The 17188-nt window shown below is 61.8% G+C and carries 13 protein-coding genes; 9 read left to right on the forward strand and 4 right to left on the reverse strand.

Features of this window, described 5'->3' with window-relative positions; all coding sequences use genetic code 11:
* Positions 1-262: 262 nt before the first annotated feature.
* A complete protein-coding gene (locus AKV04_RS05460; protein ID WP_054005440.1) occupies positions 263-1015 on the forward strand; it encodes a hypothetical protein in 753 nt (250 codons plus the stop codon).
* A 25-nt stretch (positions 1016-1040) separates the two neighbouring features.
* On the opposite strand, the gene AKV04_RS05465 is transcribed toward AKV04_RS05460, so the two are convergent.
* Positions 1041-2267, reverse strand: coding sequence for an FAD-dependent oxidoreductase (locus AKV04_RS05465; protein ID WP_054005590.1), 1227 nt, complete (start codon positions 2265-2267; stop codon positions 1041-1043).
* Between the two features lie 77 nt (positions 2268-2344).
* Between AKV04_RS05465 and AKV04_RS05470 the strand changes: the two genes are divergently transcribed.
* The 4 genes from AKV04_RS05470 (at position 2345) to AKV04_RS05485 (ending at position 8283) form a co-directional block, all read left to right on the forward strand.
* The gene (locus AKV04_RS05470) at positions 2345-3676 is read left to right on the forward strand and encodes an amidase (RefSeq protein WP_054005441.1); all 1332 of its coding nucleotides are present in this window, start codon (positions 2345-2347) and stop codon (positions 3674-3676) included.
* A 115-nt stretch (positions 3677-3791) separates the two neighbouring features.
* Positions 3792-4970 carry an aminotransferase class I/II-fold pyridoxal phosphate-dependent enzyme gene (locus AKV04_RS05475; RefSeq protein WP_054005442.1) on the forward strand — a complete coding sequence of 393 codons (1179 nt, stop codon included), beginning with the start codon at positions 3792-3794 and terminating at the stop codon, positions 4968-4970.
* Between the two features lie 12 nt (positions 4971-4982).
* Positions 4983-7973: a DNA translocase FtsK gene (locus AKV04_RS05480; protein WP_054005443.1), complete on the forward strand. Its 2991-nt coding sequence runs from the start codon at positions 4983-4985 to the stop codon at positions 7971-7973.
* A gap of 28 nt (positions 7974-8001) precedes the next feature.
* Positions 8002-8283, forward strand: coding sequence for a hypothetical protein (locus tag AKV04_RS05485; protein ID WP_054005444.1), 282 nt, complete (start codon positions 8002-8004; stop codon positions 8281-8283).
* A 117-nt stretch (positions 8284-8400) separates the two neighbouring features.
* On the opposite strand, the gene AKV04_RS05490 is transcribed toward AKV04_RS05485, so the two are convergent.
* Together AKV04_RS05490 and AKV04_RS05495 are read right to left on the reverse strand one after the other, a co-directional pair.
* Positions 8401-9177 (reverse strand): hydroxypyruvate isomerase family protein, encoded by a 777-nt coding sequence (locus tag AKV04_RS05490; RefSeq protein WP_054005445.1) that lies wholly within the window; start codon positions 9175-9177, stop codon positions 8401-8403.
* Positions 9177-9746 (reverse strand): DUF1285 domain-containing protein, encoded by a 570-nt coding sequence (locus tag AKV04_RS05495; protein WP_054005591.1) that lies wholly within the window; start codon positions 9744-9746, stop codon positions 9177-9179. Before AKV04_RS05495 ends, AKV04_RS05490 begins: the two co-directional genes overlap by 1 nt.
* Positions 9747-9830: 84 nt before the next feature.
* Between AKV04_RS05495 and AKV04_RS05500 the strand changes: the two genes are divergently transcribed.
* The 4 genes from AKV04_RS05500 to AKV04_RS05515 are packed head-to-tail and all read left to right on the forward strand — an operon-like array spanning position 9831 to position 16511.
* A complete protein-coding gene (locus AKV04_RS05500) occupies positions 9831-10835 on the forward strand; it encodes an AAA family ATPase (protein ID WP_054005446.1) in 1005 nt (334 codons plus the stop codon).
* Positions 10832-11698: a DUF58 domain-containing protein gene (locus AKV04_RS05505; RefSeq protein ID WP_054005447.1), complete on the forward strand. Its 867-nt coding sequence runs from the start codon at positions 10832-10834 to the stop codon at positions 11696-11698. The genes AKV04_RS05500 and AKV04_RS05505 overlap by 4 nt, the downstream gene beginning before the upstream one ends.
* On the forward strand, positions 11695-14445 hold the full coding sequence (locus AKV04_RS05510; RefSeq protein ID WP_054005448.1) for a DUF4159 domain-containing protein: 2751 nt from the start codon (positions 11695-11697) through the stop codon (positions 14443-14445). Before AKV04_RS05505 ends, AKV04_RS05510 begins: the two co-directional genes overlap by 4 nt.
* Positions 14442-16511, forward strand: a complete 2070-nt coding sequence (locus AKV04_RS05515; RefSeq protein ID WP_054005449.1) for a hypothetical protein — start codon at positions 14442-14444, stop codon at positions 16509-16511. Before AKV04_RS05510 ends, AKV04_RS05515 begins: the two co-directional genes overlap by 4 nt.
* Here the strand turns inward: AKV04_RS05515 and AKV04_RS05520 are convergent.
* Positions 16492-17184 (reverse strand): DUF599 domain-containing protein, encoded by a 693-nt coding sequence (locus AKV04_RS05520; RefSeq protein ID WP_235815548.1) that lies wholly within the window; start codon positions 17182-17184, stop codon positions 16492-16494. The genes AKV04_RS05515 and AKV04_RS05520 overlap by 20 nt on opposite strands.
* Between the last annotated feature and the right edge of the window lie 4 nt (positions 17185-17188).

The following is a 17188-nucleotide window of genomic DNA, read 5'->3' on the forward strand; positions in this document are numbered from 1 at the left end:
ACCCCTGCGACTCCATCATAATACGCGCCACCATACCAGTATGCACAAAAAAGCACTCATTACTACGTTCTCAAACCTCCCCCCCCCCCGCAACAACTTCGGCACTTCCCCGACAGCCCCGCCGCCTGCTGCATAAGACCGCGCCGCAAGCTGGGAACCGCATTGACCAACCCCATCCCCAGATCGCGCCCCAACCGCAGCACCTCCCCCCTTTACGCCCCGCCCCCAACCCGGGTATCACGCCTCAACCCCGAGGTAGCCGATGCCCTTCCTGATCCTGACCCAAGCCCGTAGCGGCTCTTACCACTTGGCGGCTCTGCTGAATTCGGCCCCCGATATCACCTGCTTCGGCGAGATTTTCAAAGAAAACGCGCTGGAACTGCCGAAACCTCAGCTTGCCAAACTCGGCCTGACCAACCGCGATATGGCCGCCCGCGATGCCGATCCCATCGGCCTGCTGAACCGTCTGCGCAAGGATACCGAAGCCGAGGGTGCGATCTTTGGCTTCAAAGATTTCCTGCCCAACCTGAACCGCGTCAAGCTGTTCGGCAAACTTGGCCATTCAAAAAACTGGCAAAAAATCATCCTGCTGCGCAATCCGATCGAGCGGTACATCTCGCGCCGCCGCGCCGCCGAAACAGGGGTTTTCGTGCTCAAACAGGGGGAGTCCGTCACCGCCGATCTGCTACATACAAAAATCAGCTTTGACGCCGACAGCTTCACCCAATTTCTGAAAAACCATATGCGCTTTGTCGAGGTGGCACAAAACCTGCACCACAAACACGGCGACGCGGCGGTATTTACCGCCCGATATGAAGAACTGTCCGACCCGCAGCATCTGCAAGCTATTCTGAAGTTTGTCGGCTCAAAAGCCAGCGCCGATCAACTGACCAGCGATCACGTCAAACAATACGAAAAACCGTTGTCCGAAGGCGTCGAGAACTGGGACGCCTTCGCCGCCCATCTTGCTGCGAACGACCTGACCCACCTCCTGCCAGACGATGCAAATTCGTAGGGCGGGGTTCACCCCGCCACGCGTTCTAAACCTCCAACCCCCGCAACAACCGTGGCACCTCGCCCGACAACCCCGCCGCCTGCCGCATGAACTTGCGCCGAAGCCCCGGCACCGCATTCACCAGCCCCATCCCCAAATCGCGCCCCAACCGCAGTACCGGATTGTCGTTCGAGAACAACCGGTTCACCCCATCCATTCCCAAGGCCAGCGCTGTAGAATCAAACCGCCGCCAGCGCTGATAGCGCTCCAACACATCCGCCGCCCCAATATCCTCGCCCCTGCGCCGCGCCTCAATCAGCACCTGCGCCAAAGCCCCCACATCGCGCAGCCCCAAGTTCAGCCCCTGCCCCGCAATCGGATGCACCCCATGCGCCGCATCGCCCACCAAAGCCACGCGCGGGGCGACGAAGCTGTTCGCCAAAGTCAGACTTAAAGGATAAGTAAACCGCTCCCCCGCCAGCGCAATCTCGCCCAGAAAATCGCCAAACCGAGGCCGCAACGCCTCCAGATATTCCGCATCCCCCAACGCCTGAATGGCCGCCGCCTGTCCTTCTGTCTCACTCCAAACAATCGAAGAATGATGCCCCCCCACCAGCGGTAAAATCGCCAGCGGTCCGGAAGGCATAAAGAACTGCTGCGCAATGCCCTGATGATCCTTCTCGTGTCGAATGGCCGTCACCAACGCCGTCTGCCCATAGCCCCAACCCGTTCGCCCGATCCCCGCGCGCGAGGCCACCCCCGACGCACGCCCATCGCATCCCACCAAAACCGAGCCTCGAACGACACGCTCCGAGGCCAAAACAACCTCAACCCCCTGTGCGCTGACCTCCTGAGAAACCACCGTTTCCCCCGAGATCAACTCAATCCCCGCCACCGCCATCGCCGCCAGAAACGCCGCGTACAAATACCGATCTTCGGCCATGAACCCCATCGGGCCTTCTTCCATCTCGGCATGATCAAAGGTCAGGAAAAATGGCGCGGCCCCCTGCCCCGCCACCCCGTCGCTGGCCTTGATCTGCAAGATCGGCTGCACCCGGCCTTCCAAACGCGACCAAACCCCGATCACCTCCAGCAGTCGCTTCGATGCCACAGCCAGTGCATAAGCCCGCCCGTCAAAGCCGGCTTCGGCCCGCGCCCCCGCAGGTCGCGCATCCACCACCACCACCCGCAAACCGCTCTTAGCCAAAGCCAAAGCCAAAGCCGGGCCATTCAAGCCGCCGCCTACGATCACAATGTCAGCATGATTTTCCATACCGCCAAATATGGCCCAACCTACAGGATTGTCCATGCGCCGCCTTGCCGCTACGCTCCGCCAAAATGGGGAACAACATGAGCAAAACCTGGTCCAACATGACCGCCGCTGACCTTGGTCGCGAGATCGGCAAAGGCAGTATCAACCCGGTCGAACTGACCGAGTTTTTCCTCGAAAAAATTGCCATCCACGAGTATTCCACCCGCATCTACGCCCGCCCCACCCCGACGCGTGCGCGCGGCGAAGCAATGGGGGCCGCCACCCGCGCCAAATCCGGCCTGCGCCGGGGCTTGCTGGATGGCGTCCCGGTCAGTTGGAAAGACCTGTTCGACACCGCAGGCATCGTCACCGAGGCCGGATCGGCGCTGCTGAAGAACCGCACACCGCTGAAAGATGCCGCCGCCGTAGAAACCGCCACCCGCCAAGGTATTGTTTGCCTTGGAAAAACTCACATGTCCGAACTCGCCTTCTCGGGGTTAGGCCTTAACCCCGTCACCGCCACCCCACCTTGCATCAACGACGATCAAGCCGTCGCGGGCGGATCTACCTCCGGCGGTGCGGCCTCGGTTGCCTTCGGCCTCGCCCCCGCCGCCATCGGATCAGACACCGGCGGTTCCGTCCGCATCCCCGCCGCTTGGAACGACCTTGTCGGCCTGAAAACCAGCCACGGCCGCCTGCCGCTGACCGGAGCGGTCCCCCTATGCGAGCAATTCGACACCATAGGCCCGCTCGCCCGTTCTGTCGAAGACTGCGCGCTGCTCCTCGCCGCCCTCGAATCCGGCAAACCCGCCGACCTTGCGGGCAGCAGCCTGACCAACGCCCGCTTCCTGGTCCTGAACACCGTCGCGCTCGACGATCTGCGCCCCCGCCCCGCCGCAGGCTTTGCAGACGCACTCACCCGCCTGTCGCGTGCAGGCGCGCAAATCTCTCACGCAGACATTCCCGAAACAGCCGAGGCGATGGCTCTCGCAGGCATCTTGTTCACCGCCGAAGCCTATGGCATCTGGGCCAAAACCATCGAAGCCGCCCCCGAAAAAATGTTCCCCCGTATCCTCGAACGCTTCCGCACCGGGGCCACGATCAAAGCCGCCGATTACGTCGCCGCATGGCGCCGCATGCACGACATTCGCCAGAGTTGGGCCGCAAAAACCGCCGGATACGATGCCATCCTGCTCCCAACCTCGCCCATTCTGCCGCCCAATGCCCACCGCCTGATGACCGACGATGCCTATTATGTCAGCGAAAATCTGTTGGCCCTGCGCAACACCCGCATCGGCAATCTGATGGGGCTTTGCGCGCTTACCCTGCCCACAGCACAACCGTCCTGCGGCATCTCTTTCATGGCGGGCCCTGGCCAAGAGGAACGCCTGCTCCGTATTGGCCAAGCGGCAGAACGCGCGCTGGCCTAAAAGCCACAACAACAGCAACCAAGCCCATATCCCATATGGGTTTTTCTGGACGCGCCCGCATGATCTGGTTATCCTGATCCAGAACGGGGCGATATGACCCTGAGATGAGGCAGTAATGGCGTTTCCCAAGCGGTTTTCGAACCTGCCGGATTATGCGTTTCCGCGTTTGCGGAAGCTTCTAGACGCATATCCGCCCGGCGGTGAAGCCATTTCCATGACCATCGGCGAACCCCGTCACCCGATTCCCGATTTTGTCGCGCCCATAATGACCGCCAATATCAATGACTTCGCGGTCTATCCGCCAAATGACGGCACGCCTGAACTGCTGGCCGCGATTTCCGGTTGGATCAAACGCCGCTACAACGCGCAGATAGCGCAAGATCAACTGATGGTCCTCAATGGCACCCGCGAAGGCCTCTATAACGCCTGCATCGCCCTTTCGCCCGAAACGAAAAACGGCAAACAGCCCATCGTGCTGATGCCGAACCCGTTCTACCAAGTCTACGCCGTCGCCGCCGTCACAGTCGGTGCCGAACCGCTTTACGTTCCCGCCACCGCCGCCACAGGTTTCCTGCCCGATTACGCGAGCCTGCCTGCGGAAATCCTCGACCGTGTGACCGTGGCCTACATCTGCTCGCCCGCCAACCCGCAGGGTGCAGTCGCCAGCGCTGACTATTGGAAAACCCTGCTGGGCTTGGCCGAGAAGCATGATTTCACCATCTTCGCCGACGAATGCTACAGCGAAATCTGGCGCAATACCGCCCCCACAGGCATCCTCGAAGTGGCGCAAGCCACCAATGCCGACCCCGAGCGCGTCTTCACCTTCCACTCGCTGTCAAAACGCTCCAACCTCCCCGGTCTGCGTTCTGGCTTCGTCGCAGGTGGCGCAAAAGGCATCGCGCAAATCCGCAAACTGCGCTCTTTCGCAGGCGCACCGCTGCCGCTGCCGATCCAAAAAGTCTCGCAAGCCGCATGGAACGACGACCATCACGTCGCCGCCTCGCTCGCCCTCTACCACACGAAATTCGACGCCGCGGACGCAATTTTCAGCGGCCTACAGGGCTTCAAAACCCCCGAAGGCGGCTTCTTCCTCTGGCTGCCGGTCGAAGACGGCGAACAAGCGGCGCTTAAAGCATGGCGACAGACCGGAGTCCGGGTTCTCCCCGGCGCGTATCTGTCGCGCGATGCGAACGGGGAAAACCCCGGCAAAGGCTATATTCGGGTCGCACTTGTGGCCCCCAAAGAAGAAATGCAGCGCGGGTTGATCCAACTCCGCGACTGCCTCTACGGTTGAGGACAGGGTAACATGGCATCTTATCAAGCACGGCAACGCGATCCGCTGTTGGACCAAGGCACCACAGCGATGCTGGAACGCCGGGGGCGCGAGCTTTTGGGGCTAGCCCTGATTGCCTTGGCTTTCGCCTTCATGCTGATGCTGAACAGCTATTCCCCCGAAGATCCCGGCTGGATGGTCGCCACAGACGAGCCCGCCGCCAACACCCTTGGCCGCTTCGGCGCGGCCCTCGCGTCCACCCTGATCATCATCGGCGGCAAAGGCACATGGGCGATCCCGCTGATCCTATGCGCTTGGGGTCTGCGGTTTGTGCTGCATCGCGGAGCCGAGCGCGCCGTCTCCCGCATGGTCTTCGCCGTCATCGCCATCGCCATGGCCTCGGTCTATGCCGCCACCCTGCTGCCCTCCGCCATGTGGGTGCAAAGCTTCGGCATGGGCGGTTTGTTCGGCGACACCGTGGTCGGCGCATTGATGAACATCATCCCCGGCGGCTCGGCAGTCGGCCTGAAACTGATCTCGCTTGCCTCCGGCGCCGCAATGGTCGCCCTGATGCTGTTCGTCACCGGCTTCAACTTCCCCGAAATCCGTGCGGGCTTCCGCTTCCTGATCACCAGCCTGATCTACAGCTATTCCATCCTGCTCGGGGCCGCTGGCAAAGGCGCGCAAGGCACCACCCGCGCCGCCGCCGCCATCCAAGCCCGCCGCCGCCGCAACGCCGCCGAAGCCGCCCGACCAGACGAGACCCTGCGCGCGCCAGCCGATTGGCGCGAAGACCGCCCGCAATCCACTATCCGCCGCGCCGAACCGAGCGTTGAGGCCGCAGCCTTTGGCCGCCCCTCCACCTTACGCGCCGACGCCCGCTACCCTGAACCTCTCGCCGAGGCTCCGCAATACGCCCCCCCCCGCGAAAAACTCGGCCTTTTGGCCCGAATGCCCGCCCTGATGCGCCGCGCCGTTGATCCCGAACCCGAACTGATTGAACCCACACTCTCGCAAGCTGCCGATCACGCCGACATGCCGTCCGACGACCGCATCAAATCGCGGATTTCCGATGCCATCCGCTCGCGCACCCGCCCGCCCGAGGCGCAACTCTCCCCTCTCGCCGCCGCCATCCAGCGCCGCGAGCCGCCGCTACAACGCCCGCGCAGCCCCGCGCCGTTGATCGCCGACACCCGCCCGATCGTACGCATCGAACCGCCCGTCACTGCCCCAAAAGCCCCCCTCCACAACGCCTTCTTGGAAACCGAAGACGATCAAGCCTTTGATCTGCCTGAAAATCACGGCTTCACCCTGACCGACGATGCGCATGACTACGCAGCCGGCGACGACGCTGCGGATGAAGACGAAGATTACACCTCCGTCGCTGTAATCCCCCGCCCTGCTCCCACACCCGAGCGCCGCCCGGTTGTCCAGCATGCAGTGAAAAAACCCACTACCCCCTCCACCCGCGCCGCAGCCGAGGCGCAACCCCGCCTGCGCTTTGACGACCCCGCCCCCGCCTACGAACTCCCCCCCATCTCGCTGCTCACCCCGCCGTCCTCCGTGCAACGCCACGCCCTCTCCGACGAAGCCCTTGAAGAAAACGCCCGCATGTTGGAATCGGTGCTCGACGACTACGGCGTCAAAGGCGAAATCGTCTCTGTGCGCCCCGGCCCGGTCGTCACCATGTATGAACTCGAACCCGCCCCCGGCCTGAAAGCGAGCCGCGTCATCGGCCTCGCCGACGATATCGCACGCTCGATGTCCGCGCTCAGCGCCCGCGTTTCCACCGTCCCCGGCCGCACCGTGATCGGCATTGAGTTGCCCAACGCCACCCGCGAAAAGGTGGTCTTGCGCGAAATCATCGCCGCCCGCGACTTTGGCGACAGCAACATGCGCCTGCCGCTCGCCCTTGGCAAAGACATCGGCGGCGATCCCATCGTCGCAAACCTTGCCAAAATGCCCCACCTGCTGATCGCAGGCACCACCGGCTCGGGCAAATCCGTCGCCATCAACACCATGATCCTGTCCTTGCTGTATAAACTCAGCCCGGAAGAATGCCGTCTGATCATGATCGACCCGAAAATGCTGGAACTTTCCGTCTATGACGGCATCCCGCACCTGCTCTCCCCCGTCGTCACCGACCCGAAAAAGGCCGTCGTCGCTCTGAAATGGGTGGTGTCGGAAATGGAAGAACGCTACCGCAAAATGTCGAAAATGGGTGTGCGAAATATTGAAGGCTACAATGGCCGCGTCCGCGAAGCCCTATCGAAAAATGAGATGTTCAAGCGCACCATCCAGACCGGATTTGACGAAGACACCGGCGAGCCGATGTTTGAAACCGATGAATTCCAGCCCGTCACCATCCCCTATATCGTGGTGGTGGTCGATGAGATGGCCGACCTGATGATGGTCGCAGGCAAGGAAATCGAAGCCTGCATCCAACGCCTTGCCCAAATGGCCCGCGCCTCCGGCATCCACCTGATCATGGCCACCCAGCGCCCCTCGGTCGATGTGATCACCGGCACGATCAAAGCCAACTTCCCGACCCGGATCTCCTTCCAAGTGACCTCGAAGATCGACTCACGCACCATCCTCGGCGAACAAGGCGCCGAACAACTGCTCGGCATGGGCGACATGCTCTATATGGCCGGCGGCGGTCGCGTCTCCCGTATCCACGGCCCGTTCGTCTCCGATGAAGAAGTGGAAGAAATCGTCAACCACCTCAAATCCTACGGCCCGCCGGTCTATATGTCAGGCGTGATCGAAGGCCCCGAGGATGAGAACGCCGCCGAAATCGACAGCCTTTTGGGCCTCGGTTCCGACGGCCTAGACGACAGCCTCTACGACCAAGCCGTCGCCATCGTCGCCAAAGACCGCAAATGTTCCACCAGCTACATCCAACGCAAACTCGGCATCGGCTACAACAAGGCCGCGAAACTGGTCGAACAGATGGAAGAACACTCGGTGATCACCGCCGCCAACCATGTCGGCAAACGCGAGATTTTGCTGCCGGAGCATTGAGGGAGATGTCACTTAATCGGAACGGGAAATGACATTTAAGGAAGCTATCAACTGGGTCGCTGTATTCCTTCAAGGGATTGCGGCTATTCTTTGGATTGCGTCAACACTTGTCCGGGTGAAAGCTGCCGACGTTGTTGCCGAATACCAAAAAACTTATGGGGCGGGCAGCGGACCGTCACAAATCGTAACTGAGGACGGAGACGATTTCGGCGCAACGATCAAACGCCAAGCATATTGGAATAAATGGGCCGCCATGATGACCGGGATTGGAATTGCGACACAAGCGATTGCAAATGCACTTCCCAGTTAGAGTAGGGCGGGGTTCACCCCGCCGCTGGTGGGTCAAACCTTAAAAATCCCTTAACGGGGCAAGGTCATCATATTGATATAAAACGATTAAAAAAGGTCCCGAGTTGGGACCATAGCCTCAGACCCCGATCAACCGTGATCGCGCCTTCAAAGCCCCCAGCCAAGCTAGCCCATGCACGGTAGCGCGCGAGGGCCGATACTCCGCCGCAACCCAGCCCTGATAGCCACTTTCATCCAAGCAGGTACAGAGCCCGGTCAGATCAAACCCGCCACCACCCGGCTCGTTCCGGCTCGGAAATCCCGCGATCTGAACATGATTGACCCGCGCCCCATGCTTGGCCCAGACCGCCGCCGCATCGCCATGAATCCGCGCCGCGTGCCACAGATCAAACTGTATCCCGACCTGCGGCAAACCCAGATCATCCACAATCCGCCCCGCCTGATCGAAGTCGTTCAGGAAATACCCCGGCATGTCATCCGGGTTCAAAGGCTCCAAAGTGATCGTCAAATCCGGTGCCTGCGACGCCGCCCAAGCCAGATTCTCCGTATAAACCTGCTCCGCCTGCGGCCCCTTCGCCACCCCGGCCATCACATGAACCCTCGCTGCCCCCAACCGTGACGCCAACTCCGCCGCCCGCAGGAAGCCATCGCGAAACCGCGTCTCCTCGCCGGGGACGGCAGCAAATCCGCGATCCCCAGCCGCCCAATCACCGGGAGGCGTGTTGATCATCGCCAGCGGCAAGCCAGCCAAAGCGGCTTCCCAGTCCTTGGCGGGATAGTCGTAGGGGAACAGGATTTCTGCGCCATCAAACCCTGCCTGCGCAGCAAGGCCGGGGCGGTCGAGGGGGGAAACCTCGGTGAACAGCATAGTCAGGTTGGCGGCAAATAAAGGCATCAGCGCAGCTCTAGCGAAGGAATCACCGGAAAGAAACAACCATCTGACCAAAGCCCGAACCAGCTTTCCCCCAAATGGTCGTGATGCGCGCCCAATTCCATCAACCGGTAGAAGGATTTGCGATCAATCAAAGCCTCCAACCCCGCCCGGATATGCACATAGGGCGAAGGCTCCCCGCCTTCCCCCACCACCACGCGGATCGGATTGGCAGCATTTGCCACCACCTCATCTTCGGTTTTGGTGAAGAACCGCAAGCGCTGGCCCTCGCCAGCCCCCTCCACCTCAAAATCCACCGCCAGCATCGGCGCATCATCGACCCGGATCCGCACCTTCTCCCCCGGAGTGACCAAGAAGAACTCATCCCCCTCGCGCCGCAGAATCGAGGAAAACAACTTCACCATCGGCATTCGTCCTATGGGAGAGCCTTCGTGAAACCAGGTCCCATCCTTTGCTATCCGCATATCTATGTCGCCACAAAATGGCGGATGCCACAAATGCACCGGCGGCGGGCCTTTTTTTGCAGCGACTTGCACCGCAGCCAGCCCCTCGGCCAGCGGTTTCACGATCATTTGTGCATCTTCGCTTTTTGCCATTTGTACCCGGCGCCCAGATTGGATCATATGGCAGCATATAACCTGTTCCGGAGAATTGTCATGGCCGATCCCACCCAACTCGTCGCCGAGATCGAAAGCTTAGGCGTGCGGCTGGCGCAGGCGAAGGCCTCAATCAATCAGCGCTTTATCGGGCAGGACAAAGTGGTGGATCAGGTTTTGGCAGCGATGCTGTGCGGTGGTCATGCGCTGCTTGTCGGCCTGCCGGGGCTTGGGAAGACGCTGCTGGTCGATACCCTCAGCACCGTGATGGGCCTGAAAGGCAACCGCATCCAGTTCACCCCCGATCTGATGCCCGCCGATATTCTGGGGTCCGAGGTGCTGGAAACCGCCTCCGATGGCTCTCGTGCGTTCCGCTTCATCGAAGGCCCGGTGTTTTGCGAGCTTTTGATGGCGGATGAAATCAACCGCGCCAGCCCCCGCACCCAGTCGGCTTTGCTGCAAGCCATGCAGGAAAAGGAAGTCACCATCGCAGGCCAGCACCGCGCTTTGGGCCGCCCGTTCCACGTTCTCGCCACGCAAAACCCGATTGAGCAGGAAGGCACCTATCCTTTGCCAGAGGCGCAGTTGGACCGCTTCTTGCTGCAAGTCGATGTCGACTATCCCACCCGCGCGCATGAACGTGACATCTTGCTCGCCACCACCGGGGCCACAGAATCCGAATCGCATCAAGTGTTTAGCGCAGAGGAACTGCTGGCCGCTCAAACCATACTGCGCCGGATGCCGGTCGGTGATCAAGTGGTGGAGGCCATCCTTGATCTGGTCCGCGCCTGCCGTCCGGGCGAACCCGAGGGCCGCGATCTGGCGGGCAGCCTGTCTTGGGGTCCTGGGCCGCGTGCCGCGCAAGCCCTGATGCTGACCGTCCGCGCCCGTGCGCTGCTCGATGGCCGCCTGGTGCCCTCCATCGCCGATGTCGCCGCGATGGCGAAACCCGTGCTCGAGCATCGCATGTCATTGTCCTTCGCCGCCCGTGCGCGCGGCGAAACTCTGTCGGGCTTGATTGACCGCACCATCACCCGCGCCCTGCGCACCGAGGCTGCTGCGTGAGCATATCCACCGATCTTCGGGCGAGAGCCGAAACGCTCGGCCAATCGCTGCCAGCCTTGTTGGCAGAAGCCGAGCATTTGGCCGCAACTCTGATGCTGGGCGAACATGGCCGCCGCCGCGCGGGCCAAGGCGATGAATTCTGGCAATACCGCCCCGCGCATCAGGGCGATGCCGCGCGTTCGATTGACTGGCGCAGATCGGCCAAATCAGACGCGCATTTCGTGCGCGAACGCGAATGGCAGGCGGCGCAATCGGTGACGCTCTGGGTAGATGCCGCGCGCTCGATGGCGTTTTCGGGCGACAGAGACCGCGCCCCGAAACTCGACCGCGCCCGTCTGCTGGCACTCGCGCTTTCCGTCTTGCTGCTGCGCGGAGGTGAGCGTGTTGGCCTGTCCGGCACCACGCCAAAACCCGGCCGCGCGCAGATCATGGCGTTGGTCGAAGGTCTGTCTTCGGACAATCCCGACGACTATGGCACCCCCGATGTCGCTGGCATGGTCAGTCATGGCCGCGCGGTGTTCCTGTCAGATTTCCTCGGCAATCTTGATCCGTTGGAAACAGGCCTGACCCTTGCCTCAGATCGTGGCGTGCGCGGCGTGTTGCTTCAAGTGCTTGATCCGGCAGAGGAAGATTTCCCCTACCAAGGCCGAACCGTGTTCGAATCCATGCAAGGCAGCCTCCGTCACGAGACCCAATCCGCAGGCGATCTGCGCGCCCGCTATCTTGACCGTTTGGCTGAACGCAAGGCCCGTCTTGCCACTTTGGCCCGCGCGATGGGCTGGCATTACCACTGTCACCACACCGGACAATCGGCGCAAACCGCTCTGCTCTGGGCCTATAGCGCCTTGGAGGGCGGGCGATGAACATGCTCGCCTTCACCACGCCTTGGCTGCTCTGGGGCCTGATCGCGCTGCCAATCCTGTGGCTGCTGCTACGCGCCATCCCGCCCGCTCCGATCCGCCGCCGCTTTCCCGCAGTGGTGCTGCTGCTGGGCCTGAACGACGAAGACCGCCAAGCCGACAAAACCCCGTGGTGGCTGCTTCTACTGCGCGCTTTGGCCGTCGCCGCCGCCATCATCGGCTTTGCGGGCCCGATCTTGAACCCTGAAAACCGCGCTCCCGGCTCTGGCCCCTTACTAATTGTGCTGGATGGTGGCTGGGCAGATGCCAGCGACTGGCCGCGCCGGATGGACAAAGCCAACACCCTGCTGGCCGAGGCGGGTCGCGCTGGCCGCACCACCGCCGCGATCCGCTTGACCGACCTACCGCAGCCTGTCGAGTTTCAAAACGCCGACGCATGGGCAGGCCGTCTTGCCGCGATGGAGCCACAACCTTTCGCGCCGCAAGGCTACGCAGATTGGGCAAAAATTCTGCCGACCGAGAGTTTCGACAGCTACTGGCTCTCTGATGGCCTCGACCATCCGGGCCGCGATGCCCTGCTCAAAACCCTTCAATCCAAAGGCAGGCTCACCGCCTTCCTCGCCCCCCGCCCGGTCTTCGCCCTGCGCCCCGCTGCGTTTGAGGATGGCAAAATCACCCTCACCGCCGCCCGCCTCCCCGGTGACACTGCCGATCTGGATGTGATCGCGCGCGGCCCCGACCCCTCCGGTATCGACCGCGAACTCGCCCGCGCGCCCCTGCATTTTGACGCCAATGCGCCTGAGGCCAAAACCTCCCTCGACCTGCCGCCCGAATTGCGCAACCGCGTCAACCGTTTTGAACTCCTCGGCCAACGCTCCGCAGGGGCGGTCAGCCTCACCGATGACAGTCTGAAACGCCGCAAAATCGCGGTGATCGGCGGCACGCCTGACCGCGAAGGTCTGCCCCTGCTGCAGCCCAGCTACTACCTGCGCCAAGCCCTCACCCCCGTCGCCGATCTGGTTGAGGGTGGGCTTTCGGATGTGATCCCTGCCAACCCCGATGTGATCATCCTCGCCGATGTCGCCAAGCTGACTCCGGTTGAAACCGACGGCCTGTTGGAGTGGGTGAACAAGGGCGGTCTGCTGCTGCGCTTTGCCGGACCACGACTGGCAGCGTCGGAATTGTCGCGTGCGGAAGAAGACCCGCTGATGCCGGTGCGGCTGCGCGAAGGTGGCAGGTCAGTGGGCGGTGCGATGAGCTGGGGCGAGCCGAAAACCTTGGCACCTTTCCCGGAAAACTCGCCCTTTCATGGCCTGGCGATCCCCGATGATGTCACCGTAAGTCAGCAAGTCCTCGCCCAACCCGACCCCGACCTCACCACCCGCACCATCGCCGCCCTGACCGATGGCACGCCCCTCGTTACCCGCAAAGAAATCGGCGCGGGGCAAGTGGTGCTGGTGCATGTGACGGCAAATGCCGAATGGTCCAGCTTGCCACTTTCGGGGCTGTTCGTACAAATGCTTGAACGTCTGGCAGTGTCCACCAAACCCGCAGCGCCCGATGCAAAAGATTTGGCAGGGCTAACGTGGGTGCCGCAGAAGATCATGGATGGCTACGGGTTAGAGCGCGATGCAGGCGAAATCGCCGGGGTAGCGGGCGAAACGCTGTCCAAAGCTATGGTAACTGGCCCCGGTCCGGGCCTGCCAGCGGGGCTTTACGCCAGTGCCGAACGCAAAGTCGCGCTGAATGTAATCTCTGCCAAAACCGCGATCACCGCCGCCACTTGGCCCGCAGACACCGTCATTGAGGGCATTGAGACGGTGAAAGCACAGGCGCTGAAAGGCATCTTGCTGACCGCCGCCATGCTGATGTTGGCCTTGGACGTTCTCGCCGCGCTTTGGGTTTCGGGCCGTATCGGTGGTCTTGCCCGCGCCGCAGTCTTGCTGCTGGCCCTGATGATGCCGCACGATGCCCACGCACAGGTGCCTGATGACGTCAAAGCGCTGGAGGCGACGCGCGGCGTGGTGCTGGCCTATGTGCAGACCGGCGATGCCGCGATGGATCAGGTGTCAGAAGCTGGCTTGCGTGGCCTCAGCGATCAGCTTTGGCTGCGCACGGCGGTTGAACCCGAAGCCCCAATGGGCATTGATCTGGAAAAGGATGAACTGGCGTTCTATCCCTTCCTCTATTGGCCGATCACCCCAAACCAAGCGATCCCGTCAACCGCCGCCTATGCCAAGCTGAACCGCTTTCTGCGCACGGGTGGGATGATCCTGTTTGACACTCGCGATGGTGATATCGCGGGCTATTCGGGCGACACCACGCCGGAAGGCCAGATGCTGCAACTGATCGCATCCGGCCTCGATATTCCGTCGTTAGAACCGATGCCGAAAGACCATGTGCTGACCCGCAGCTTCTACCTGCTGCAAGATTTCCCTGGCCGTTTCGCAGGCGGCGCGGTGTGGGTTGAGGCCTCTGATCCCGAAGCGGAAAAGGCCGAAGGCATGCCCTTCCGCAACCTGAATGATGGCGTGACGCCGGTGATCATCGGCAGCGCAGATTGGGCCTCGGCTTGGGCCACTGACACCGACGGCGTGCCGATGTTCCCAGTGGGGCGCGGTTATGCGGGCGAGGATCAACGTGAGATTTCCTACCGCTTTGGCATCAACGTGATCATGCATGTGCTAACCGGAAATTATAAATCGGATCAGGTGCATGTGCCTGCCCTGCTGGAAAGGCTAGGCGAATGAGCCGGACCTTGGTTTTCGACCCCCTGATAGCCTTACCGGTGATCTGGGCCTTGGCAATCATCGCAGGCCTGCTGGTCGCCTTCGCTTTGTGGAAAGGTCTGCGCGGCGGGCCGTTGCGTGGCCTTGCCTTCATCGCTTTGGGCGTCGCGCTTGCGAACCCATCCTTGCAAGAAGAAAACCGCAAGCCCTTGTCCGACATCGTTTTACTACTGGTCGATGAAAGCTCCAGCCAAACTCTGTCAGACCGTAAAACGCAAGCAGAGGCTGCGGTCGCAAAGGTTACAGCCGAGGTCGCAGCCCTGCCAAACACCGAACTCCGCCTGATCCGCTTTGGCGACGGCCCCGAGGATGCAGGCACTCTGGCCATGACAGCGCTTGCGCAAGCCATGGCCGAAGAACCCCGCGCCCGGATTGCCGGAGCCATTCTGGTGACCGATGGACAAGTGCATGATCTTGGCCTCGCCCCGGCTTTGCCCGCGCCGTTGCAGGTGCTCTTGACCGGGAAAAAGCAGGATTGGGATCGCCATCTGATCATCAAAGACGCCCCTGCCTTCGCGATTTTGGGCGAAGAATTCACCCTGAAACTGAAAGTCGAAGACAAGGGAGCGGTGCCAGCCTCGGCAGGCACATCGGTGGCCCTGACCATCGGCGTCGATTCCGATGCCCCAATGACGTTTCATATCCCGGTGAATGAGGATATGGAACTGCCCGTGCGCCTGCCCCATGCCGGGATGAACGTGCTGCAATTCTCAGTGGCCCCGGTCGCAGGCGAGTTGACCGACCGCAACAATGTCGCAGTGGTGCAGGTCAACGGTGTGCGCGACCGTTTGCGGGTGTTGTTCGTGTCTGGCGAACCCCATGCGGGCGAACGGGTCTGGCGCAATTTGCTGAAATCTGACCCGAGCGTGGACCTCGTGCATTTCACCATTCTGCGCCCGCCCGAAAAGCAAGATGGTGTCCCGGTTGAGGAGCTGTCGCTGATCGCCTTTCCGACCCGCGAGCTGTTCGTCGAGAAGATCAAAGATTTCGATCTGATCATCTTTGACCGCTACCGGATGCGCGGTATCCTGCCGATGGAATATATTGATAACGTTGTGCAATATGTCAAAAATGGCGGCACGGTTCTGGTCGCTGCAGGCCCCGAATTTGGCGCGGTGGACAGCCTGTGGCGCTCGCCTTTGGCCGAAATTCTCCCGGTGGAGCCGACCAGCCAAGTGATCGAGGAAGGCTACAAACCCAAGCTCACCGAGCTTGGTCGCCGCCATCCCGTGACCGAAGGGCTGGAAGCACTGTTCCCGAAAGGCTGGGGCCGCTGGTTCCGTCTGATCGACGTGAACCTGCTGCGCGGTCAGGTTCTGATGTCTGGCCCGCAAGACAAACCATTGCTGGTGCTCGACCGCGTCGAAAAGGGCCGCATCGCAGTGCTTGCCTCGGATCAAGCGTGGCTTTGGGGCCGTGGCTACGAAGGCGGCGGACCGCAGTTGGAACTGCTGCGACGACTCGCACACTGGATGCTGAAAGAGCCGGAGTTGGAGGAGGAGGCGCTGACCGCCACCAACAAGGCAGACGTTCTGACCATCACCCGCCGCACGGTTTCCGACAAACCGCCGGGTGATCTGACCATTACCGGGCCGGATGGCAAAATCCAAACCCTGACCCTGCCGCCGATGGGTCCGGGCAAATACAGTATCGACTGGAAAGCCCCGGCCTTGGGTCTGTATCGCCTGCAACAGGATGATCTGGTGCGGGTGGTGGCCGTCGGCCCGTCTGCCCCGAAGGAGTTTGTCGAAACCTTGGCCAGCGCCGAAGGTCTCACCCCTGTCGTCGCCACCATGCAGGGCGGCATCCTGCCGATTGAGGCTGGCCTGCCCGGTATCCGCACCGTGCGTGAAGGTCGCCCTGCCGCAGGGCGCGGCTGGATCGGCGTCACCCCGCGCGGCGCGTTTGTGACCGAAGATCTGCGCATCAGCCCGCTGGTGCCCAGCTGGCTGATGCTGATCTTGGCAGCTGGATTGGCTGTGGCAGCTTGGTTGGTGGAAGGTCGATTCAAGCGCCGCGCAGCATGACCTTGCGTGATTCCGAGGCGAACTCACGGCGGATCAGCATCGCGGAGGTCAGCAGCGTCGTTGCGATCAGAGGATAAGGGCCAAGCAGCCAACCCAAGCTGCCCAGTGCGAAATAGATCGAGTGCAGGCCCCGGTTAAAGCTTTTCGCTGCTGTGATGTTCAACTCTGCCGCCTGCTGCGCCCGGTGCGACGCTGCTGGATCACTGGGGTCATTCGGCACCGCCGCCATCATGATCGCACAATAGCCAAACAGCCGGTTTGACCAGATAAACTTCAGCACTGCATTGGCCAGAAACACAATCACCAGCAGCACCCGCAGTTGCAACCCGGTGGCATCGGCGGGCAGGGTCAGGTCTTCAGCCAGCCCGACAATCGCCGCCGGATTGCCGATCAGCGCGATGCCGCCGCCAATCGCGATCAGCGAGGCGCTGGCAAAAAACGCCGTGCCCTGCCGCAGACTGTCGATCATCGACGCGTCAAAAATCCGCGGCTGCCGGGTCAGAAACTGCCGCATCCATTCGCGCCGATATTCTTTCATCAGCACAGTGACCGAAGGACGGCTGGCAGGCGGGTGCTCGATCAACCAGCCGATCCCTGCCCACGCAATCAAAGCCAGCGCCACAGAAAGCGCGTCGATGGTGCTGAACGGGCCGAGACTGATCATACTTTGCATGCCA

The organism is Cypionkella psychrotolerans, assembly GCF_001294535.1.
Lineage (GTDB): Bacteria > Pseudomonadota > Alphaproteobacteria > Rhodobacterales > Rhodobacteraceae > Cypionkella > Cypionkella psychrotolerans.